The sequence below is a fragment of the Variovorax boronicumulans genome (assembly GCF_030812215.1).
GTDB lineage: Bacteria > Pseudomonadota > Gammaproteobacteria > Burkholderiales > Burkholderiaceae_C > Variovorax > Variovorax boronicumulans_C.
The window spans coordinates 84062-106489 of record NZ_JAUSSG010000009.1 but is presented as its reverse complement, the minus strand read 5'-3'; the positions used below and the strand labels follow the sequence as shown (position 1 = coordinate 106489).

16 protein-coding genes are annotated in these 22428 nt (G+C 69.4%); 5 read left to right on the top strand and 11 right to left on the bottom strand.

All coding sequences use genetic code 11. The annotated features are described in order from the left end of the window. Positions 1–8 precede the first annotated feature (8 nt). The 4 genes from J2W23_RS23085 to argH form a co-directional block, all read right to left on the bottom strand. Positions 9–1265 carry an efflux RND transporter periplasmic adaptor subunit gene (locus J2W23_RS23085; protein WP_307650398.1) on the bottom strand — a complete coding sequence of 419 codons (1257 nt, stop codon included), beginning with the start codon at positions 1263–1265 and terminating at the stop codon, positions 9–11. A gap of 166 nt (positions 1266–1431) precedes the next feature. Next, positions 1432–2097 carry a hypothetical protein gene (locus J2W23_RS23080; protein ID WP_307650397.1) on the bottom strand — a complete coding sequence of 222 codons (666 nt, stop codon included), beginning with the start codon at positions 2095–2097 and terminating at the stop codon, positions 1432–1434. A 17-nt stretch (positions 2098–2114) separates the two neighbouring features. Then, on the bottom strand, positions 2115–3593 hold the full coding sequence (locus J2W23_RS23075) for a rhomboid family intramembrane serine protease (RefSeq protein WP_307650396.1): 1479 nt from the start codon (positions 3591–3593) through the stop codon (positions 2115–2117). Positions 3594–3628: 35 nt separating this feature from the next. After that, complete coding sequence (gene argH, locus J2W23_RS23070; protein WP_307650395.1) at positions 3629–5026, bottom strand: argininosuccinate lyase; 1398 nt, start codon at positions 5024–5026, stop codon at positions 3629–3631. Positions 5027–5084: 58 nt separating this feature from the next. Between argH and J2W23_RS23065 the strand changes: the two genes are divergently transcribed. Genes J2W23_RS23065 through J2W23_RS23055 form a run of 3 tightly spaced genes read left to right on the top strand, consistent with a single transcriptional unit; the run spans position 5085 to position 8178 of the window. Then, positions 5085–6161: a sensor histidine kinase gene (locus J2W23_RS23065; RefSeq protein ID WP_373423978.1), complete on the top strand. Its 1077-nt coding sequence runs from the start codon at positions 5085–5087 to the stop codon at positions 6159–6161. Continuing rightward, positions 6158–6904, top strand: a complete 747-nt coding sequence (locus J2W23_RS23060; protein WP_307650393.1) for a LytR/AlgR family response regulator transcription factor — start codon at positions 6158–6160, stop codon at positions 6902–6904. The genes J2W23_RS23065 and J2W23_RS23060 overlap by 4 nt, the downstream gene beginning before the upstream one ends. Further along, a complete protein-coding gene (locus tag J2W23_RS23055) occupies positions 6901–8178 on the top strand; it encodes an AI-2E family transporter (RefSeq protein WP_307650392.1) in 1278 nt (425 codons plus the stop codon). The genes J2W23_RS23060 and J2W23_RS23055 overlap by 4 nt, the downstream gene beginning before the upstream one ends. An 18-nt stretch (positions 8179–8196) precedes the next feature. Here the strand turns inward: J2W23_RS23055 and J2W23_RS23050 are convergent, their stop codons facing one another. After that, entirely contained in the window at positions 8197–8679 is a 483-nt protein-coding gene (locus J2W23_RS23050; RefSeq protein WP_307650391.1) for a winged helix-turn-helix transcriptional regulator, read from the bottom strand. 97 nt (positions 8680–8776) lie between these two features. On the opposite strand from J2W23_RS23050, the gene J2W23_RS23045 reads away from it, so the two are divergent. Continuing rightward, positions 8777–9169: a tautomerase family protein gene (locus tag J2W23_RS23045; protein WP_176661435.1), complete on the top strand. Its 393-nt coding sequence runs from the start codon at positions 8777–8779 to the stop codon at positions 9167–9169. Here the strand turns inward: J2W23_RS23045 and J2W23_RS23040 are convergent. Both J2W23_RS23040 and J2W23_RS23035 read right to left on the bottom strand, forming a co-directional pair. Beyond that, positions 9133–10416 carry an MFS transporter gene (locus J2W23_RS23040; RefSeq protein WP_307650390.1) on the bottom strand — a complete coding sequence of 428 codons (1284 nt, stop codon included), beginning with the start codon at positions 10414–10416 and terminating at the stop codon, positions 9133–9135. The two genes, J2W23_RS23045 and J2W23_RS23040, sit on opposite strands and share 37 nt — an antisense overlap. Beyond that, complete coding sequence (locus J2W23_RS23035; protein WP_307650389.1) at positions 10403–10927, bottom strand: GNAT family N-acetyltransferase; 525 nt, start codon at positions 10925–10927, stop codon at positions 10403–10405. The genes J2W23_RS23040 and J2W23_RS23035 overlap by 14 nt, the downstream gene beginning before the upstream one ends. Positions 10928–10976: 49 nt before the next feature. Between J2W23_RS23035 and J2W23_RS23030 the strand changes: the two genes are divergently transcribed. Further along, positions 10977–11915 (top strand): LysR family transcriptional regulator, encoded by a 939-nt coding sequence (locus J2W23_RS23030; RefSeq protein ID WP_307650388.1) that lies wholly within the window; start codon positions 10977–10979, stop codon positions 11913–11915. Here the strand turns inward: J2W23_RS23030 and J2W23_RS23025 are convergent. The 4 genes from J2W23_RS23025 to J2W23_RS23010 all read right to left on the bottom strand — a co-directional run bounded on the left by J2W23_RS23025 (position 11899) and on the right by J2W23_RS23010 (position 22328). After that, positions 11899–13140, bottom strand: coding sequence for an MFS transporter (locus J2W23_RS23025; protein WP_176661432.1), 1242 nt, complete (start codon positions 13138–13140; stop codon positions 11899–11901). The genes J2W23_RS23030 and J2W23_RS23025 overlap by 17 nt on opposite strands. A gap of 201 nt (positions 13141–13341) precedes the next feature. Beyond that, positions 13342–13878 (bottom strand): hypothetical protein, encoded by a 537-nt coding sequence (locus tag J2W23_RS23020; RefSeq protein WP_307650386.1) that lies wholly within the window; start codon positions 13876–13878, stop codon positions 13342–13344. A 30-nt stretch (positions 13879–13908) separates the two neighbouring features. After that, positions 13909–22113, bottom strand: a complete 8205-nt coding sequence (locus tag J2W23_RS23015; RefSeq protein ID WP_307650385.1) for a GH36-type glycosyl hydrolase domain-containing protein — start codon at positions 22111–22113, stop codon at positions 13909–13911. Then, complete coding sequence (locus J2W23_RS23010) at positions 22110–22328, bottom strand: hypothetical protein (RefSeq protein ID WP_176661429.1); 219 nt, start codon at positions 22326–22328, stop codon at positions 22110–22112. The genes J2W23_RS23015 and J2W23_RS23010 overlap by 4 nt, the downstream gene beginning before the upstream one ends. Between the last annotated feature and the right edge of the window lie 100 nt (positions 22329–22428).

Genomic DNA, 22428 nt, shown 5'->3' with positions numbered 1-22428 from the left:
GCGGGGCCTCAGCGCGCGATGGTTGCGGAAGCGGCGTCGGGCTTTGCGGCCGCCACGGGGCCGGGAACCGGACCCACGCCCGCTGCAGGGCTGGTCACCGGCTTTGCGCCGAGATCGACCACGCGTACCTTGTCTCCGACCTTCACGCGCTGCGAGCCTTCCATCATCACGCGGTCGCCCGCGGCCAGGCCGTCGATCACCTGCCACTGCGTGCCGACCGCGCGGCCGACGCTGATGGGCCGCTTGGCGACCTTGTTCTCGGTGTCGATCACCAGCGCCGAGGCGCTGCCGTCCGGCGCGCGCGTCACCGCCTGCTGCGGCACCAGCAGCGCGGCCTGGTTCACGCCTTCCTGCAGCACGGCGCGCACGTACATGCCGGGCATCAGCAGCCGGTCGGGGTTGGGCACCACCGCACGCAGCGTGACACTGCCGGTGCCGGCATCGACCGTGACGCCGCTGAAGGTCAGGCGCCCGGCATGCGGATACTTGCTGCCGTCCTCGAGCACCAGCTGGATGCTCGCCTCGGCGTTGTTCGCGCGCTGCAGCCGGCCGCTGGCGAGCTCGCGCTTCAGGCGCAGCAGCTCGCTGCTCGATTGCGTGACGTGCACGTGGATCGGATCGAGCTGCTGCACGGTGGTCATCGCCGCCGCCTGGTTGGCGGTGACCAGCGCGCCCGGGGTCACGGTCGAGAGTTCGGCCCAGCCGGTGATCGGCGAGGTGATGCGCGTGTAGCCCAGCTGGATGCGCGCGGTCTGCTCGGCCGCGCGGGCCACGCCGAGGTCGGCTTCGGCCTGTTGCTCGGCGGCCTGCGATTCGTCGAACACCTGGCGGCTGATGGCGTCGATCTTCACCAGTTCGGCGTTGCGTTTTGCCACCGTGCGGGCCGTGGCCAGGGCCGATTCGGCCTTGCGCACGCTGGCCTGGGCGCTGGCGTGCGCCGCCTGTAGCGAGGCCGGGTCGAGCTGGTAGAGCACCTGGCCGGCCTTGACCTGCGAGCCTTCTGTAAAGAGCCGCTCCTTCAGGATGCCGCCCACCTGCGGGCGGATCTCGGCGATGACCGGCGCGGCGGTGCGGCCGGGGAGCTCGGTGCTCAGCGCGAGGGTTTCATGCTTCAGGGTGACGGCGCCGACTTCCTTTTCTGGTGCGGCGACGCTCGCCTTGGCTGCGCCGGGCGTCTCCACGCTGGTGCGCGAGCACCCTGCGAGCGCGGCGATGGCCAGGGCTGTGAGGATGAGGGCGAAGCGGGAGGGGGTGTGGTCAGGCATGGATCAGGCAATGGAAGTAGGCAGAAGCCCCGGATGGAGCAGGCGAGCGTCCTCAAGTTCAACGATGCCCGAGGGGCGCGGTCGGCTTTACACGCGGTTTACTGCAATTGCAGTGCCACGGCGTGGCGCTCGCGTGACGGCGGTGTGACGGCTGGCGCAGCCGTTGCTACGCGAGACCGAATTCCTTCCGGCGGTCGAAGATGAAGAGCCGGTCCTCTTGCCAGCCCGGCGACCATCCGCCTTGCCACAGCCGGTAGCTGGCTTCGGTGGGGTCCACCGCGCCGGGCGTTGCGCACAGCGGCCAGAGAATCCAGTGAAGCACCGGGTACGACGCGGCCAGGCGGTAGAGCGGTTCCACGAGAAAGTGGTACGCGTCTTTTCCCGCATCGCCGGTTTCCTGCAAGGCCATCTCGCCGAGCTGGTCGTGCAAATAGACGAAGGGGCTCTCGGCGGTGGCAAAGGCCTTGAGCAAGGTCGTCTTGCTGTCGTCGATGACCTCGACGGTGGTGGCTGCATCCGGCGCCTCGATGCCCATGCCCTTCAGCAACCCCAGGCCGTCGCGCAGCTGGCGCGTTGCCTCGTCCGGACCGATGGCCCGCCGCGGTGCGGCCTGGTGCGTCTGGATCCTGGCGAGCATGTCGCCGTGCCGGGGGAAGACCGAGAAGACCCGTTCGCGCGCCGCGGCGTTCAGGTCCCAGAGCTCGAACTGCAGCCTGAAATCGGTGTCGATGTCGTCGGGCATGTCTTCGGGCTCGGGGCCGTCCGGGCCCAGTGCCTCGTCGAACACCGCGTGCCAGTGGCGTTGCCACGCCTTGGGGTTGGACAGGGGCATGGCCCGAGGCTCCGCGGTCAGGCGCGCTGCAGGGCGCGCGTGACCATGTCGTTGGGCGCGAGCCGCAGCAGGTGCGGCAGGAGGCCGATGGCCTTCTCGCGTTCGCCCGCGTGCAGCAGGCCGTTGGCGCACACCGAGAGCGTGTCCGCCAGCTGGGGGTGGTCGGGCGCCGTCTTCAGCAGGATGCGGCACAGCATGTCGGCATCGCCGAATTCGCGGATGCGCGCGAACCGGCGCGCGAGCCGCGCCATGTCGTCGGGCTTCAGGCGCAGGCCCGGCTTGGCCTGGTCGAGGTAGGTGCGGTAGCTGGCGTGCTGCAGCGCGATCGTCTCGGGGTCGGTGGCGGGCAGGCGGAAGATGCGGCGCGCGGCCTGATGGAAGTCTTCGCTCGCGGGCTGCAGGCGCGCGGTGTTGAACCAGGCGCGCAGCGTGTCGGTGTCGCCGGGGCGCAGGGCCGAGGCGGCGCGCCATTCGGCCGCGGCCTGCTCGAACTTCATCGCGGCGCCCAGCCGGCGGGCAGCCGCCACGTGCTGGTCGAAGCGGTCGTCGTCGTTCGCCATTTCCGACTTCACCGTCTCGGGTGTCTTCACGCGGCCCAGCAGCATGGCGCCGGCCATCAGCGCGGCGCCCGTGAGCAGGCCGCCCAGGTGGGCCATGTAGGCGACGCCCTCGTCGGCAAGCCAGTGCTGCATCAGCTCGTTGACGATCCAGGCCGGCAGCAGCAGCAGGGCCGGCGCGCTGACGTAGTTGAAATAGAAGAACAGCTGATAGAAGAAGCGGATGCGCCGCAGCCGGTACATCACCGCGTACATGCCCATCAGCGCGGAGACCCCGCCCGAGGCGCCCAGCCCGTAGGAGCCCTTGCCCGCGTAGGCCCAGGCGGCCAGCGCCGAGGCGCCCACGCAGCCCAGCAGGTAGAAGGTGAGGTAGGTGCTGCGGCCCAGCGCGAGTTCGACCGAGGCGCCGAACAGGAAGAGGAACAGCATGTTGCCCAGCAGGTGGCTGGTGCTGCCATGCAGGAAGGCGGAGGTGATGAGGGTCCAGGGCTTGCTGAACCCGGCGTCCTTGGCGTAGTCCTGCGCCCAGCGTTCGGTGAAGGGGGCGGGCAGCATCGACTCGTACTGCTGGCGGTCGCGCTTCCACTCGGCGTACTGCGGGTGGGCGGGCGTGATGATCTCTTCGGCCTTCAGCTTCTTCTGGAAGGCCTTGTCGTGCTCCATGGCTTCGATCAACTGGTCGTAGACCTCGGCCTTCAACATGCGTTCGCCCAGCTTGCCGCGCTTCGCGTCGGTCTTCTTCAGCCACTCCACGAAGGGCGGCAGCTCCAGCTCGGGCAGCACGCTCTTGGCGTAGTAGCGGGCGGCGCGCTCGCGGCCGTTCTCCTCGCTGGTCTGCGGCCCCCACCACACGATCATGTTCACGAGGATCAGCAGCACCGTCAGCCACGGTGGGTTGCGCCAGCTCGGCTTGTTCTCGAGCGGGATGGCGTAGAACACGGTGGGGTCCGGTTGCTGCCGATGCGGTGCTGCGATCAGCCCAGGCGCTTGCGGTGGCGCGCGATCTGCGCCTTCACCTGCGCAGGCGCGGTGCCGCCGAGGATGTTGCGTGCGTTCAGCGAACCGCGCAGGCTCAGCACGTCGTACACGTCCTTCTCGATGTTCGGGTTGAACTGCTGCAGCACAGCCAGCGGCAGCTCGGCCAGGTCGACCTTGTGCGACGTCGCTGCCTTCACTGCATGCGCCACGGTTTCGTGCGCATCGCGGAAGGGCAGGCCCTTCTTCACGAGGTAGTCGGCCAGGTCGGTGGCGGTGGCGTAGCCGCGCAGGGCCGCGGCTTCCATCGCCTCGGGCTTCACGGTGATGCCGCCGATCATCTCGGCAAAGATGCGCAGGGTGTCCTTGAGCGTGTCGACGGTGTCGAACAGCGGCTCCTTGTCTTCCTGGTTGTCCTTGTTGTAGGCGAGCGGCTGGCCCTTCATGAGCGTGATGAGCGCCATCAGGTGGCCGACCACGCGGCCGGTCTTGCCGCGGGCCAGCTCGGGCACGTCGGGGTTCTTCTTCTGCGGCATGATCGAACTGCCGGTCGTGAAGCGGTCGGCGATCTGGATGAAGCCGAAGTTCTGGCTCATCCACAGAATGAGCTCTTCGCTCATGCGGCTGATGTGCACCATGCACAGGCTCGCCGCGGCGGTGAATTCGATCGCGAAGTCGCGGTCGCTCACGGCGTCCAGGCTGTTCTGGCACACGCCGTCCATGTTGAGGGTCTTGGCGACCAGTTCGCGGTCGAGCGGGTAGCTGGTGCCGGCGAGGGCGGCGGCGCCCAGCGGCAGGCGGTTCACGCGCTTGCGCACCTCGCCCATGCGCTCGGCATCGCGGCTGAACATTTCCACGTACGCCAGCATGTGGTGGCCGAAGCTCACCGGCTGGGCCACCTGCAGGTGGGTGAAGCCGGGGAGGATCACATCGACGTTCTTCTCGGCGATGTCCACCAGCGCCTTCTGCAGCTCGGTGAGCAGGTCGCCGATGAGGTCGATTTCGCCGCGCAGCCAGAGGCGCACGTCGGTGGCGACCTGGTCGTTGCGGCTGCGGCCGGTGTGCAGGCGCTTGCCGGCGTCGCCCACGAGCTGGGTCAGGCGCGCCTCGATGTTCAGGTGCACATCTTCCAGGTCGAGCTTCCACTCGAAGGCGCCCGATTCGATCTCGCTGCGGATCTGCGCCATCCCACGTTCGATTTCGGCGTGGTCCTGCTTCTGGATGATCCCCTGGGCGGCGAGCATGCCGGCATGGGCGAGGGAGCCTTCGATGTCGGCCTGCCAGAGGCGCTTGTCGAAGAAGACGCTGGAGGTGTAGCGCTTCACCAGGTCGCTCATCGGTTCGGAGAAAAGGGCCGACCAGGCTTCGGATTTCTTGTCGAGTTGGTTTTGGGTCATGGGAGCCGTCCAGGAGGCAATAATGGGTTGGTCACCCGATGTATCTGTGATGTCCGCGATGCGCAACCCGGCGATTTTATCGGCCACCTCTGGCTCCACGCCCCCGACGCCGTCGGAAAGGGTTCGCGCGCCCCTGCGCGGCGGGCCTTCGCTGTTCGATGCCTGCCAGATCGGCGTGGTGCTGCGCACCGTGGTGTTCGTCGAGGTGGTGGTGGCCATCGCGGCGCTCTTCGTGGTCTCCACGCCCGGCGAATGGCTGGTGCAGACGGCCACCGTCACCGGCGGCGCGTTGCCCGCAACCCTGCTGTGGCTGGTCGCCGCCTGCGGGCTCAAGAAGCAGCTGCGGCGCCTGCCGCGCCAGTGGCAGTACGCGGCTGGCGCCGTGCTGGGCGCGCTCGCATCGCTCTATGGCTGCGGCCTCCTGCGCCTGACCGGCGTGCTCGCCAATGCGCCGTGGCTGGCCAGCGGGCTGGCCGGCGCGCTGTTCGCAGGCCTCGTGATGACCGCCATGGCCCTGCGCGCGCGCGGCCAGACGCCCGCCGCCACCACGGCCCGTCTCGAAGAACTGCAGTCGCGCATCCGCCCCCACTTTCTCTTCAACACGCTCAACAGCGCCATCGCCCTCGTGCGCGAGGAGCCCGCCAAGGCCGAGACCATGCTGGAAGACCTGGCCGAGCTGTTCCGCCAAGCGCTGGCCGACCCGGGCGAATCGGGCACGCTGGCCGACGAGATCGCGCTGGCCGAGCGCTACCTGGCCATCGAGCAGGTGCGCTTCGGCGACCGGCTGCGCATCCGCTGGGACCTCGATGCCGCCGCCAGCAATGCGCGCCTGCCGCCGCTGCTTTTGCAGCCGCTGGTCGAGAACGCCATCAAGCACGGCGTGGAGCCCAGTCCCGAGGGCGCCAAGCTGCGCATCCGCACCGAGCGGCGCGGCGGCATGGTGGTGATCGAGGTGGTCAACAGCCTGCCGCCGCTGCGCTGGGCCGACGAGCCGCTGCCGCGCGGCCACGGCATTGCGCTGGCGAATGTGCGCGACCGGCTGCGGCTGCTGCACGACATGCAGATGCAGTTCAGCGCCGGCATGGACCAGAAAAACTACCGGGTACGCATCGCGATTCCCGCTGAATCATCATGACCCTCAAGACCCTGATCGTCGACGACGAAGCCTTGGCCCGTTCCCGCCTGCGCGCCCTGCTGCGCAACTGCACCACGCCCGCCGCAGAAGTGGTGGCCGAGGCCTCGCAGGGCGCGGAGGCGCAGCAGCACCTGGCCACGATGGCGCTCGACCTGGTGCTGCTCGACGTGCACATGCCCGGCGTCGACGGCATCGAGGTGGCGCGCGCGCTGCGCAGCAACCCCGAGGCACCGGCGGTGGTTTTCGTCACGGCGCACGCCACGCACGCGGTCACCGCCTTCGAGCTCGACGCGGTCGACTACCTGACCAAGCCGGTGCGCGCCGAGCGGCTGCAGCAGGCGCTGCTGAAAGCCGAGCGCTTCCTGAAGGAGCGCCGCGCGCTGCAGGCCGAGGCGGTGCCCGAGACCGTGCTGATCCAGGACCGCGGCCGCGCCGAGCGCGTGCCGCTTTCCGAAGTGCTGTACCTCAAGTCCGAATACAAGTACCTCACCGTGCGTACCGCCACCCGCAGCCACATCCTCGATGGCTCGCTCAACGAGTTCGAGGAGCGCTATCCGAACCGCTTCCTGCGGGTGCACCGCAATGCGCTGGTGGCCCGCTCGGCCATCCGCGCGCTCGAGAAATACGACGACGGCGAAGACGCCGAAGGCTGGGCCTTGAGGCTCGATGCGATTCCCGAACCCGTCGCGGTGTCGCGGCGCCAACTCGCCGCCGTGCGCGAGGTGCTCAAGGAAACGCGATGACCGACCAACACAAGCCACCCGCGCCCGACAAACCGCCGGCTGCGGAGGCGCCGCAGCCCACCCCGGAACCTCCGGCCGTCGAGGCCCTCGCGACGCCTTCCCCTGCCGCGCCTGCGCCTGAATCCGCAGCCACCCCCGCACCTGAAGAGCCCGCCGCCGCCCAGCGCCGGCGCCTCTTGCTGCACATGCCGGTCGACGTGCGCAGCGCCTCGCTCGTGGTGCTCGCCGTGCTGGCCAGCGTCTTCGCGCTGCAGTGGGGCCAGGCGGTGTTCATTCCGCTGATGCTGAGCCTCTTGCTGACCTACGCGCTGTCGCCGCTGGTCGAGATGCTGCACCGCTGGCGCCTGCCGCGCTGGATCGGCGCCGCGATCATCCTCGTGGGCCTGTTCGGCGGCATCGGCTGGACGGGCTATTCGCTCTCGGGCAACGCATCGCAACTGGTCGATTCGCTGCCGGTCGCCGCGCAGAAGCTCGGGCAGGCGATGCGCCGCGACAAGGGCGCCAGCGCCACGCCGCTCGAAAGCGTGCAGCAGGCCGCCGCGCAACTGGAGAAAGCCGCCGAGGAGAACTCCGCGCGCGTCGCCTCGCGGCGCGGCGTGGCCCGCGTCATCATCGAGCGGCCCGGCTTCAACGTGCGCGACTACCTGCTCAGCGGCACGGTCGGCCTGCTGAGCGCGCTGGGGCAGCTCACGCTGGTGGCCTTTCTCACCTACTTCGCGCTGTGCTCGGGCGACACCTTCCGGCGAAAGCTCATCAAGATCACCGGATCGAGCCTGCAGAAGAAGAAGGTCACGGTGCATGTGCTGGACGACATCACCCGCAACATCGAGCGCTACCTGCTGGTGCAGATCCTGGTGAGCGTGGTGGTGGGGGTGGCGACCGGCCTCGCGTTCTGGGTCATCGGCGTGGAGAACGCGGCCGTGTGGGGAATCATCGCGGCGGTGACCAACCTCATTCCCTACATCGGCTCGGTGATCGTGCTGGTGGCCGCGGGGCTCGTGGCCTTTTTGCAATTCAACAGCCTGCAGATGGGCGTCTTGGTGGGGGGCGTGTCGCTGGCCATCCACACGGTCATCGGCAACCTGCTGATGCCCTGGCTCACCAGCCGCACCAGCCGCATGAACCCGGTGGCGGTATTCGTGGGCGTGATCTTCTGGGGCTGGCTCTGGGGCATCTGGGGGTTGCTGCTGGGCATTCCGATCACGATGGTGATCAAGTCGATCTGCGACCGGGTGGAAGACCTGCAGCCCATCGGCGAACTGCTGGGCGAGTAGCCCGGCGAGCAGGGGCGCTCAGTCCGGCTGCGCCTTGCCGCGCACCGCTTTTTTCGCCGGCAGCTTCTTCACGAACGTGGCGGCCGCATCGAGCGGCTTGCCGTCGTGCGTGCGCAGGTCGAGCCTGCGCACCGGCTTGCCGCTGTCGCGCTCGAGCAGCACCGAGTGCGCCTCGCCCTTGCCGTAGAGGTGCTGCTCGCCCCAGTGCCTGAGGCCCACCACCACGGGGAAGAGGCCGTTGCCCTTGGGGGTGAGAACGTATTCCTGGTACATCGTGCCGTCCGATGCGGGCGCGAGTGCGAGCACGCCTTCCTGCACCAGGTTCTTCAGCCGGTCCGCGAGGATGTTCTTCGCCACGCCCAGGCTCTGCTGGAATTCGCCGAATCGCTTCATGCCGTCGAACGCATCGCGGATGATGAGCAGCGACCACTGGTCGCCGACGATGTCGAGCGAGCGCGCCATCGGGCAGGTGTCTGATTTGAGGCTTCGTCTCTTGGCCATGGCCCGTATTAGACCGGGGATGGCCTTTCGGTGGCAAATAAAAACCTGAATGCCTGCGACGCAACCGATGGAATCGATTTTCCGTAAGGTGTCCGGCATGCCTTACCTCCAACTCGACGTGAACGGCCGCCATGAAGTGGCCGACAAGAAGCGCCTCGCGCGCCAACTCTGCGAAACCTATGCGCAATTGATGAGCGTCGATATCCGCCGCATCAGCGTCGCGATCCGCGAGGTGGGCGAGGGCGGCGTCTGGCGCATGGTGGACGGCGAGGCCACCGAGGTGTCGGTGCTCATGTGCGACATCCGGCGCGGCCGCTCCGCCGAGTTGCGGCTCGAAGTCGCGAAGGCCCTGTGCCGCGATTGCATCGCGATACTGGGCCTGCGCGAAGACCGGCTCAATGTCGAGTTCACCCAGCACTCGGGCGACGAGATGTACCACCCGACGCTCGGCGGCTACAGCCCGGAGTGGTCGGAAGACGAGGCCGGCTGAGCCCGCCGGGCGCGCTCCAGCCGACCGAAGCGCGCGATCATCAGCGGGCCGAGCAATGCGCCCAGCCCGACCGAGCTCCATGCCGCGGCCCAGCCGCAGGTGCTGCCCAAGCCGAAGCGCGTTTGCCCCCAGTCGAGCACAAGGCCGAACACCCAGGGGCTCAGCGCGCCCGCGCCGAAACCCATCACCGAGCGCACCGAGTACGCCACGCCGAGGCGATGCGGCGCCACCACGTCGGCCAGTGCCGTGGAGTAGACCGACGAGTCCGCGATCGCGAGCAGGTTGTAGAGGGCGGCCATCGCGGCGAGCAGCCACAGCGGCCAGGTCCACATCCAGCCGAACGCGAACGACATGCAGAGGCTCGCGAGCGTGGCGGCCATCATGATCCGCGCGCGGCCGAAGCGGTCCGATGCCGCGCCGCCGGCAATGCTGCCGAGCACGCTGACCAGGTGCGCGAACGCCGCCAGTGCGATGCCCGCACCCTGCCACGGCGACGCGCCGCCTGCCGACGCCACGAGGTAGGCGGGCAGCCAGGCCCACAGGGCCATCAGCTCCCAGCAGTGGAAGGCGTAGGCCCAGTTGCCGGCCATCGCGGGCTTGTCGCGCACGGTTTCTTTCAACGCGTGCCAGGTTCCTTCTCGCACCGTGCCCGCGGGGGCGGGTGGTGTGGGTGGGCGCATGCGGCGCAGCGCGGGGATCGTCAGCAGCGCGCCCGCGGCCGTGCAGCCTGCGGCCGCCAGCAACCCCAGCCGCCAGCCCTGCGCATGGCTGAAACCCGCCGCCACCGCGAGCGACAAGGCATAGCCCATCGACGATGCGCCGAGGAACAGCCCCATCGCCTTGCCGCGCACCGCTGGCTCGGTGTTGCGGGCGAGCAGTTGCAGCCCCGGCGTGTACGACGCGCCCGCGCACAAGCCCGCCAGGCCGTAGAGCAGCATCGCGGAGAGATGGTCGTGCGCGAAGGCCGCAAAGGCCAGGGCCGCAACCGCGCTGACCGCACTGCCGGCGAAGAAGACGCGATGCGGGCCGTAGCGGTCGGCCAGGAGGCCCACGGCGAACAGCGAACTCATGTAGCCCACATGCCAGGCGCTCTGGATCGAGCCGGCCTCGGCGGCCGTCATGTGCCAGTCGGCCATCACGAAAGGCAGCACGCCGGAATAGGCCGTGACGATCATCGCCTGCAGCAGCCGGCTCGTGCACAGCAGTGCGAGCCAGCCGCGCCGGGGTGCGGCTTCAGCGCAATGCACGCTGCATCAGCACTGTGTCGACCCACTGCCCGAACTTGAAGCCGACGCTGCGCAGCACGCCGACCGTCTCGAAACCGAGGCTTTCGTGCAGGCGCTGCGAACCGGTGTTCGCGCTGTTGCCGACCACCGCCACCATCTGCGTGAAGCCGCCCTCGGTGCAGCGCGCGATCACTGCCCGCAGCAATGCCTTGCCGATGCCGTGGCCGTGCATGCCATGCGCGACGTAGATCGAGTCTTCCACCGTATGGCGGTAGGCGGAACGGGCGCGATAGGGGCTTGCATAGGCATAGCCCACCACTTCGCCGCCCTTCAGCGCAACGAGGTAGGGAAGGCCGCGCCGCAGCACCTCGGTACGGCGCGCCTGCATCTCTTCGACGCTGGGCACTTCTTCCTCGAAGGAGCACAGGTCGTGCTGCACGTAGTGGCTGTAGATGGCCTGCACCGAGGCCATGTGGTGCGGCTCGGCATCGAGGATTTCAAGGACGGAGGAAACAAGGGGCGGTGAGTGCATGCCGCCGATCTTGACGTTCCACCATCAATAAGTGAAGCTTGGTCTGCCTATGCAGGTCATAAGGAATACTTTGGAAAAGACGCTGAACCTCGACCAGCTCAAGTCCTTCGGTCTGGTCATCGAAACCGGCAGCTTTTCGGCCGCGGCCGACCGGCTCGGCCTCACACAGCCGGCCATCAGCCTGCAGGTGCGCCAGCTGGAGCGCAGGCTCGCGGTGCGGTTGATCGAACGGGTCGGCAAGCGCGCGCGAGCCACGCCGGCCGGCATGGAGCTGCTGCGCCATGCACAGCACATCGAGACCGCGGTGGACAACGCCATCGACGCCCTGGCCGACCACGCGAGCGGCGTCACGGGCCGCGTGCGCCTGGGCACCGGCGCCACGGCGTGCCTGCATTTCCTGCCGGCCGTGCTGCGCGCGTTGCGCGAGGAATTCCCGGCGCTCGGCATCGTGGTGAGCACCGGCAACACCGAAGACCAGGTGCGCCGGGTCGAGGAGAACAGCATCGATCTGGCACTGGTCACGCTGCCCGCCGCCGGCCGCTCGTTGAGCGTGACGCCGGTGCTCGACGACGAGTTCGTCGCCATCGGCCGCAGCGACCTCGCGCCGCTGAAGGCGCGGGTCACTCCCGGCGACCTGGGCGGCTTGCCGCTGGTGCTCTTCGAGCCTGCGGCCAACACGCGCAAGCTGGTCGACCGCTGGTTCGCCACCGAAGGCCTGCAGCCGCAGCCCGTGATGGAGCTGGGCAGCGTCGAAGCGATGAAGGAGATGGTGGCCGCGGGGCTGGGCTACGGCATCGTGCCGCGCATGGCGATGGCGGGCCGCGGCGCCCACCCCGACCTGAAGATCAGCCGCCTCGCACCGCGCATGCACCGCACGCTGGCCGTCGTCGTCCGGCGCGACAAGCCGGTGAACAGGGCCCTGCGCGTGGTGCTCGATGCGATCGCGGCGGCAGGCAAGAAGGCGGGAGCGGTTACTCGGGCAGGGTAGCCAGCACCGGCCCGCCGCGCACCCGGCCCAGCGTGCCGACGATCAACGCGGCGATCAGCACCAGCCCGCCGCTGAGCACCATTGCGCTGGAGATGCCGAAGTTGTCGACCGTGAGGCCGCCGATGAGGGCGCCCGAGGCGATCGCCACCTGGAAGCCGCTCACGAGCAGCGCCTGGCCGGCTTCGGGCGCGTCGGGCACGGCTTCCATCATCCAGCCGGTGAGCGCCACCGGAATCAGGCCGAAGGCCACGCCCCAGATGAAGACCACCACCGCGCCAGGCACGAAGCCGCTGCCGATCATGGTGGACAGCAAGAGCGCCGTCGCCAGCATCAGCGCCGCCAGCAAGGTGGTGCCGCGCACGCTGCGCGCCACCAGGCTGCCGCCGACGAAGGTGCCGATGAAGCCGACCGCGCCGTAGACCAGCAGCAGCGTCGACACCGCGTTGGGCTCCAGGCCGAACACCTGCTGCAGCAGCGGCTTCAGGTAGGTGTAGGCCGCGAAGTGGCCGGCGATGAAGAACAGCACCGCGAGCAGGCCGACCTGTGCCATGCGGCGCGTGAGCGGCGTGAGCAGGTCGCGTGCGCCGATGGCGCGCACCGGCGGAATCGCGGGCAGCAGCCACAGCTGCACCACCAGCACGAAGGCGGCCAGCGCGCCGGTCACCGCGAACGAGGCGCGCCACCCGAAGAGCGTGCCGAGGAACGAGCCTGCGGGCACGCCGAGCACGGTGGCGGCCGACACGCCGGCCAGCACCAGCGACATGGCGCGCGCCTTCGAGGCGTCGGGCACCAGCTGCGTGGCGGCGGCCGGTGCAAAGGTCCAGAAGCCGCCCACGCACAGGCCGAGCAGCAGGCGCGCGACGAGCATGGTGGCGAAGTTGGGTGCGAAGGCCGCGAGCAGGTTCGAGGCGATCAGCAAGGTGGTGAGCGCGATCAGCACGGTGCGCCGGTCGAGCTTGCCCGACGCGACGATCAGTGCCGGTCCGGCGAAGGCGGCGAGCACGCCGGGCATCGTGACCATCAGGCCGGCCGTGCCGTCGGACACGTTCAGGCCGCGCGCGATGTCGGTGAGGAGCCCGATGGGCATGAACTCGGTCGAGACCATCGCGAAGGTGCCGACGGCAATCGAGCCGACCGCGAGCCAGGCGGAGCGGGTCGTCTTGACCAGTCCGGGCGGCGACGACAGGTCGTCGATGCAGGGGTTGCTGCTGGGTGCATTCATCATGGAGAGGGGTCCTGGAGCGCATCGGCCAAGCGCGTGCCGATGCTTGTTGCGGGAGTCCGGGGAGTGTGGGAGCGCAAGCCCTTGCGACAAAGGGGCCTTGCGGCAGTAGTCAGTTTCCCGTGGGCGAACAATCGGCCCTTTTTGCAACCCTGTGGCTGCGGGGCCGCTCCCCGTGGCGGCTATCGCCACCACCTCCGTTCGCTATCGAGGTGGCAGCACCCGGCCGTCGGCAATGAACGAATCGCCGACCAGTACACGAAAGTCCGCACCCTGCGGAAAGCGTGGCTTCGCAAGATCCGGCGTCAGGAACTCGATGTCGAGCGAATGCGCCTTCCCGCGCTCCAGCACTTCGCCTTGTGGCACGAACCATCGCGCGGAAAAACCTTGGTTGTCGATCACCAGCGCGCAGCGGTATTCGCCCGCGGCAAGCGGCACGTCGTGCACCGGCAGCGCCGTCGGGCGCAGCGTGATGTTCGCAAGCAGGTGCGGCGTGAACGCACCCAGCGCATCGAAGGTGGCGGGCTCGGCCTGCACCGGACGGGGCGCGCGCCGCGGCAGCTTGCCGATGAGCCACGCGATCACGTTGCCGATGATCGGCACCCACAGCACCATCAGCAGCGTGGCGATGTCGCGGGTGGTCGTGCCGCGCTCCGCGTAGTGCCGCACCACCGCGCCGGTGACCGCCACGCACAGCAGGATGATGACGATGAGCTTGCGGCGGAACTGGATCTTGGTCATTGGATGTGCGGGGGATGGGGCCCGCGGACCTTAACCCACCCGCAGCACCGCATCCGCCGGCAGCGCCTGCCAGTCGATCCATTCGCCCACCGCCGCATGGTGCGTCGGCGCCGCGGCGGCCTCGGGCGCGCCCCATTGCAGCGTGAGGCTGCGCTCGCCGAGTCGCAGCGCGATCTCGAAGCCCGGCCAGTGCGCGGGCACGTGCGGCGTCAGCGAAAGCTGCCTGCCCTTCACGCTCAGCCCCAGCAGTGTTTCGACCGATGCGCGGTGCAGCCACGCGGCCGAGCCGGTGTACCAACTCCAGCCGCCCCGGCCCACATACGGCGCAGCGCCGTAGATATCGCCCGCCATCACATAGGGCTCCAGCTCGTAGGCCGGCCCGCGTTCCGCGTGCGCCGCGCGGTGCGCCGGGCTCAGCCCCTCGAAGCTCTGCCACGCCGCTTCATGGTCGCCCTGCAGCGCCTGCGCCATCAGCGCCCACACCGCGCCGTGCGAGTACTGCCCGCCGTTCTCGCGCACGCCCGGCGGATACGCCTGGATGTAGCCCGGATTGTTGGTCGAGTGCGCGAAGGGCGGCGTCAGCAGGCGAAGCAGGCCGGCCGGCTCGTCGTGCAGGTGCTTCTTGACGGCGGCCATCGCCGGGCCGGTGTGCGCCGCGTCCGATGCGCCCGAGAGCACCGACCACGCCTGCGCGATCAGGTCGATGCGGCACTCGTCGTTGGTCGATGAGCCCAGCGGCGCGCCGTTGTCGAAGAAGGCGCGGCGGAACCATGCGCCGTCCCAGCCCGCGTCGTGCAGCGCGGCGATCCAGCCGCGGCGCGCTTCGGTCCAGCGCGCCGCCCGCTCGTGCTCGCCGCGCGCTTCGGCGATCGGCGCGTAGCGCTCGACCACGCTGCACAAGAACCACGCGAGCCACACCGATTCGCCGCGGCCTTCGTGGCCCACGCGGTTCATGCCGTCGTTCCAGTCGCCGGTGCCCATCAACGGCAGGCCGTGCACGCCGGTCTTCAAGCTGCGGTCGATGGCGCGTGCGCCGTGATCGAACACGGTGGCCGTGCGGCCGTTGTTCTGCGGCGCGTAGTAGGCGTCTTCGGCGCCATCGGGGATGGCGGGGCCTTCGATGAAGCCGACCACCTGATCGAGCAGCGAGGCATCGCCGGTCACCTCGACGTAGTGCGCCGTCGCGAACGGCAGCCACAGCAGGTCGTCCGAGAAATGCGTGCGCACGCCGGCGCCGCCAGGCATGTGCCACCAGTGCTGCACGTCGCCCTCGGGGAACTGGCGCGCGGCGTTGACGAGGATCTGCTCCCGCAGCCGTGCCGGATCGGTGAGCGCGAAAGCCATCGCGTCCTGCAACTGGTCGCGGAAGCCGAAGGCGCCGCCCGCCTGGTAGAAGCCGGCCTTCGACCAGAGCCGGCAGGCCAGCGTCTGATAGATGAGCCAGCGGTTGACCATCGCGTCGAAGAGCGGATCGGGCGTGCGCACGGCGAGGCGGCCGAGCAACTCGTTCCAGAAGCCGCGCGCCTGCGCGAGCGCCTCGGGCACGTCGCGCTGCCGCCAGCGGCGGGCGAGTTCGAGCGCCGCGTCGGCGTTGTCGGCGTGGCCCAGCACGAAGGTGAAGGTGGCGGTCTCGCCGGCACCGACGACAAACTCGCCGCCGATGGCCGCGCAGGCATCGAGCCCGCTGCCCGCACGCCGCGCGAGCGTCTCGGGCACCTCGACGATGCCGTGCCCTGCGAAGAACTCGTTGCGGTCGCAGGTCCATTGCGTGGTCCCGGACAGACCGGCAAGCAGCAGAAAAGCCGTGCTGCCGCCGAAGCCCCCGCCCGATTCGCGCTGCTGGCCGAACACTGCGGGTTGATCTTCCGGTTTCCAGCAATGCACGGTGCGCCGCTCGCCGCGCGCCGCACCCATCTGCCACTCCACCATGCCGAGCGCGCGCAGGCGCCGCTGGCCCGCGCCCTCGTTGTGCACGCGCACGTGGACCAGCTTGACGGCATCGTCGCGGTCCGCGAAGAAGGTGGTCTTGAGCGTCAGGTTGCGCAGCCGGCATTCGAAGACCGAGTAGCCCTGGCCGTGCCGCACGCGGTGGCGCACGTCTTCGGCGCCACTGGCCCCTTGGCCGGCCGGCGTGAGCGGCAGCAGTTCGCGCGTGGCCAGGTCCTGCAGCAGGTAGTGCTCGAAGGCAGGGTCCTGCACCGGGTCGTTCGACCACGGCGTGACCTGGTGCATGCGGCTGTTGCCGGCCCAGGTGAAGCCGGTGCCCCACTCGGACACCTGGAAGCCGAAGTTGGCATTGGCGATCACGTTGACCCAGGGGCGCGGCGTGCGGTTGTCCATGTCGACATCGAAGCGGAACTCGCCGCTCTCGGCATCGAAGCGGCCGGTGGGCGCCGTCAGCGGCGTTGTCGCGGGCTGGGCCGACTGGGCGGCGGCCGAGCGCATCAAGAGCGGCGTGCGCTGCGGCACCGGCGCGCTGCTGTCGTCGGCAATCGTGGGGCTGCGCGCTTCGTGCAACGCGGCCACCTGCACTTCGAGCGCGCGGCCGTCGGCGGTGAACACCACGCGCGCAAGGCTGGAGAGCGCGGCCTTTTCCGAAGGCGCCACCTCGTGGTCGCGCAGCAGGTAGAACCCGGCCGTGTCGTTGCGCGGAAAGCTGTTCTGGGTCTGCTGCTGCACGCGTGTGCGCAAAGTCTCGATCTCGCGCTGCAGCGGCATCAGGTAGGAGTTGGGCTCGCTGTTGAGCACCACCAGGTCGCAGGCCACGCCGCCGAAGCCCCACCACGGCTGCGCGCGCAGCAGCGTGTTGATGAGGCCCATGCCGTTCATCGAATGGATGTAGACCAGCACGATGGGCTTGTCGCCCGAGATGCCGAAGCGCCAGATCTGCCTCAAGTCGATGAGCCCGCGGTCCTTCATCACGCGGGGCGTGGTGTAGGTGAGGATGGTCGTGAGGTCCTGCAGCGCGAGGTTCTGCGCCGGCGCGATGCTCAGGTCGCGCAGCCGCACCTGCGCCAGCGTGGCGGCCATGCGCGTGGCGCGCTCCACGTGCATGGGCTGCAGGTAGCGGTCGATGCTGGGCATCAGCGCCTCGATGCTTTCGTCGGCGGCGGTCGCGAAACTCAGGCGCGCGGTGGCGCCGGGCGCGATCGACAGGCGCACGCGCAGGCAGGCGATCGGGTCCAGGCCGTTCACCGGCGTGCCGTTGATGTGCAGCGGCTGCGCATCGAGCGCGGGGCTCGCGAGCGAGCGGTTGCGGCCGATGAAGGCGCGCCGGTCGGTCATGCAGTCGATCGAGAGCACGTGCGCATCGACCGAGGCGACGAAGTGCGCGGCGGCCACCACCGGGTCGCCATGCAGCCGGGGCTTGCGCGACATCAGGAGCGCGCGCCATGCGGGTTCCCAGCGCGATTCGACGAACAGGTTGGCGAAGGCCGGATGCGCCTCGTCGGCCTTGGGGTTCGAGAGCACCGGCTCGAAGTACGAGATGAGCTCGAGCGTGCGCGTCTCGTCGCCCGAGTTGTGCAGCGTGATGTTGCGCAGCTCGGTGTCGTCCTCGGGGCTGATGAGCACCGTGGTGCGCACCTGCAGGCCGGGGCCGGCCGCATCGAACTGCACCTGGTCGGCCAGGAAGCGGGTGCGGTAGAGCCAGTCGGCGCCGGGCGCGGGCAGGGCGGTGAGGGATGTGAGCTCGCGCTGGCTTTCCTGTCCTTCATCACGGATGTAGAAGAAGGTGCCGTGGCTGTCGCGCAGCGGGTCGTCGCGCCAGCGCGTCACGTTGAACGAACGCCAGCGGCTCACGCCCGCGCCGTTGGCGCGCAGCGCGACCGTGTAGCGGCCGTTCGACAACAGGTGCGTGGGCTGGAAGCCGGCGGCCATCGGATCGACCAGGCGCGGCTGGAACAGCGGCGCCAGCTCGGTCTGGCTCGGCTCGGGTGGCGTGCGCGGATCGGCGCTGCCGATGATCTGCCGCGGCGTGCGCTCGTGCAGCAGTGACTCGTGCGCCTGCACCAGCGCCGCGCTGCCGAACCAGCGGCGTGGTCCGTCGGCGCACAGCACGTTGCACAGCGCCACCAGCGACATGCCCTGGTGGTGTGCCATGAAGTTGCGCACGACAGTGAACTCCTGCCCCTCGGCCTGGCGCGTGGTGGTGAAGTCGACTGCGTCGTGAAAGCCGAACTCGCCGCGCGCACCGAGCGCTTCGAGCCGTTCGAGATTGCTCACCGCCGCTGCCGGCGCGAGCACCGCGGCCATCACGCTGGCGTAGGGCGCCACCACGCGGTCGGTGGGCGGCGTGCGCCGAAGCGCCAGGCGCGGTACGCCGAAGGGCGAGTACTGGTAGGCGAGCGAGTGGTCCTGCGCGAAGTAGGCCGATTCCGAAACGCCCCATGGGAGGTTCTGCGCACGGCCGAAAGCCTGCTGCTCGGCGATGGCTGCGGTGTTGGCCACCTGCAGCAGGCCGTCTTCGGGCTCGGACATCACCAGCGCGGGCATCAGGTACTCGAACATCGAGCCCGACCATGACTTCAGGCTGGGCTCGAAACCCACCAGCAGGAACGGCCGGCCCAGCGCCATCCAGTGGCGCCGCGGCACATCGCCCTTGGCAATCGCCAGGAAGCTCAAGAGGCGCGACTCGGAGGCCAGCAGGTCGTAGTAGCTCGCGTCGAGCACGTTCTCCTCGACGCGCAGGCCGATGTGGAAGAGGTGGCGCTTGGCGTCGTAGAGGCCGCTGAAATCCATGTCCGCGTGCAGCGCGTCGCAGCGTTGCGCGAGCGCTTCGAGTGCGGGCGCCTCGTGGCTTTCGCAGCCCTCCGCGGAAAAGGTGCGGCAGGCCTGTGCCACCGCCACGAGGTGGCCCGCGAAGTTGCCGCTGTCCACGCTGGAAACATAGTCCGGCGGCAGCGGCTTGAGCGTCTGCGTGTCGTACCAGTTGAACAGGTGGCCCTGGTGCTTCTGCATGCGGTCGACGGTGTCGAGCGTGGCGCCGATGCGGGCGAGCAGTGCCGCCGTGTCGATCCAGCGGAACTCGCGTGCGCAGCACGCCGCCAGCAGGTACATGCCGATGTTGGTCGGCGAAGTGCGGTGGGCGATGGTGGGCTGCGGCTCTAGCTGCAGGTTGTCGGGCGGCAGGTGGTTGTCGTCGGGGCCGACCACATGTTCGAAGAAAAGCCATGTGTCGTGCGCGAGTTTCTCGAGGTAGGCGCGCTGTCCGGCGTCCAGCGGATCGGGCACCTCGGCATCGACGCGGCTGCTCCACCACGCGGCGACGGGCGCGAGCGCCCAGACGACGAACAGCAGCGGGCCGATCACCGGGTATGCGCTCCAGTGCGCCGCCACCGCGAGCGCGAGGCATACCGCACTGCTGAAAGCGCCGCTGCGAAGGAACGGCAGCAACTGCTGGCTGGACTGCGCCTGCGCCTGTGCCGCGGTGGTCCACTGCAGCAGGTGCTTGCGGCTGACCACCAGCCGCCACGTCGCGAGGAGCGCCGCGTCGATCAGCAGCCGCGTCTGCGCCGCGAGCTGCACGAACTGCCAGGCTGCACCGGACATCGCGCGCAGCAATTCGACGGCACCGACATCGAAGAAGTGACGCAGCTCGATGGCGCGCCGCGTCGGCACCAACCCGGCGAGCGCGCCAAGCAGCGGCCCGAGCGTGAGCGCCGCGCCGACGGCGGCCAGTGCCCAGCCGAGCGGCATCGCCTGCGTGAAGATCACCAGCACCAGCAGTGCGAAAGAGGCGGGCACGACCTGCGAGCGGCGCAGGTTGTCGCCCATCTTCCAGAGGCCGAGCGCGTCGATGCCGAAGCGCCGGGCGCGCCACATCAGCGGCAATAGCTGCCAGTCGCCGCGCACCCAGCGATGCACGCGCGAGGCGGCGACCCCGGCGTGGTGCGGGTGGTCTTCGACCAGCACCACGTCGCTCACCATCGCGCAGCGCGCGACCGTGCCTTCGAGCAGGTCGTGGCTGAGCACCGCGCTGTCGGGGATGCGCTGGTCCAGCGTGGCGTGCACCGCGCGCACGTTCAGGAGGCCCTTGCCGGTGAAGGAGCCGCTGCCGAACACGTCCTGGTAGATGTCGGAGGCGCCGCTGCCGTACGGGTCGAGCCCGCACTGGCCGGCGAACATCCAGTGGAAGGGCGAGCGCTCGTTGCGCATCGGAAACGGCGTGACGATGCGCGGCTGCAGGATGCCGAAGCCCGCGACCACGCGGCGGCTGTGCGCATCCACCTCCGGCGCGTTGAGCGGGTGGGCGGCGATCGACACCAGGTCGCGCAGGGCGCCGGGCGGCAGGCCCGTGTCGCTGTCGAGCGTCAGCACATAAGGTGTGCGGCCCGCTGCCAATTGCTGGCCCGGCGCAAGCGGCAGGAAGCCTCCGGCATCGCCGGTCGCCAGCAGGCGCATCAGCATCTCCAGCTTGCCGCGCTTGCGCTCCCAGCCCATCCAGCGCTCTTCGGTGTCGCTCCAGGTGCGCGGGCGGTGCAGCACGAGGAAGCGGGGCGCCGCGCCGTCGGCCGTGGGGTATTTCGCGTTGAGCGCGGCGATGCGCTGGACGGCATCGTCGAGCAGTGGTGCGTCTTCGGGCAGCGAGGCTTCGCGGGCGTCGGCCCAGTCAGTGAGGAGGGCGAACTGCGCGTGCTGCTCGCGGTTGGCGAGCCAGTGCAGCTCGAGCCGGTGGGCGAGTTGCGCGTTGTTCGCGGCCGAGGTCAGCAGCGTGGGAATGACGACGAGCGCGCGGTGCCGCTCGGGAATGCCGGCCGCAAAGTCCAGCCGCGGCAGCGCCTGCACCCGCACCGACTCCGCCATGATCCGTTGCGCCAGCGCGATCACGGCTTCGGAGAGCGGCCATGCGAGCAGCACGAGCGCGGCCACGGTGGTCCAGTCGCCGCGATGCACGAGGCCGTGCGCCACGGCGAAGAGCAGCAATGCGGTGCCCGCGGCAACAAAAAAAAGATAAGCCGGCAGGCGCCAGCTGCGATGGCTGCGCGCGGACCGAACGGGAACCGCACGGCCGATGCGGCCCGCCTGCCCATCGGACTGCAGCGCGGCGATCAGCGCCGGCCTGCCCTGGCCGAAAAGGTAGTAGCCCGCGGTGCCGTCCGCGCGGTCGGTTTCCGCAGCGGCATCGTCGGCCGGCGCGCTTGCGGCCATGCGCACCACGGCCTCGGCCACCTCGCGCTCGGGTTGTTCGGTGTCGCGCGCCACCCGCTCCATCGCATGCGTGATCTGCTGGCGCGTGCTTTCGCTCTCGTTCGCAAAGCTCGGCAATTCGCGCAGCACGCGCAGCGAACGGCTCACGGGCTCGATCAGGTCGCTCCACTCGACCTGGCCGATCATGCGCAGCGTGGTGATGATGTTGCCGACCGTGAGGTTGGCCGCGGCCTGCGCGTTCTGCGCGTCGTTGATCAGCGCCGGGCCGTTGGGGCAGTGCTGCTCGGTCCAGCGCACGAGCGCGGGCATGTTCTCGCCGTGCTCCACGGGCAGGCGCTGCCAGAGCTGGGTGAGGTAGTTGTCCTGCAGGCCGTGGCTCTGCAGGGCGCGGTAGAGCACGTCGAGGTCTTGTGCCGAGAGATGCGGCGCGGCATCCCAGGCGGCATGCGCGATCTCGCGCGCGACCTTGTTCTCGGCAATGCTCTCGGCCACGCGGCGCAGGTTCTCGAGCAGAACGACGCGCAGCGTGGTGGGCAGCGCCCAGAGTTCACCGAGCGTGAGTTCGTCGATGTCCTGGTACGCGTTGAGGAAGGCGGTGAACAGCGTCTTGTTGAGCACGCTGTCGGTGTGCGCCACGTACGCCCACGCGATGCCGTACACGCGCGGCAGGCCCGCGAGCGGCGGCGTGGCCAGCTTGGGCAGGCGCGCGTAATAGCTGCGCGGCACGCCGTCGTGGATCTGCTGGAGCTGCGCCTCGACGAGGTGGAAGTTGTCGAGCAGCCATTCGGCGGCCGGCGACACGTAGCGTCCGCTTTGCGAGATCAGCGCGATGTAGTCGAAGGCGGCGCGCAGCGACTCCAGGTTCTCGTCCACGCGCGGAAAGAAGGGTGCGGCTTCGCCCGCGCGGCGGCGGTCGTCTTCCACCACCTGCGCGCGCGCGAGACTGTGGCCGTGTTGCTCGAAACGTTGGGCGCCGAAGAGTTCGGCGCGGATCGGGGGGGCTACCGGGTCATGCGGACCCAGCAGAAGCGTCCGGGCGTAGTGACTGAGCCCCTGGAGGCGGTCGGCGACGGCTGCGGCGCTCAAGCGATCGCAAAGAGACCGATGCCGAGGACCACGGCCACGCAGGCCATCGTGACGATGCGGCCCGCAGCGAGTGCGCGCACACGCTGCATGTGGCTTCGCACCGAGAACCATCGGCCGTGGGCACGTGCGCAATGGCGCATGTGGGAGGCCAGGGCTTCGAAATCGTCGTTGACGAAATCGACTTGCGAATGGGTGAGGGACTGCGGGACGGACATTGCAACGGGCTCCTGTGAAACGACTTCGAGCTGCCGCGCGATTGCGAGAACTGTGAACGTTCCCGACCGTACGCTATTAAATGACCTTACGGGTTCCTCA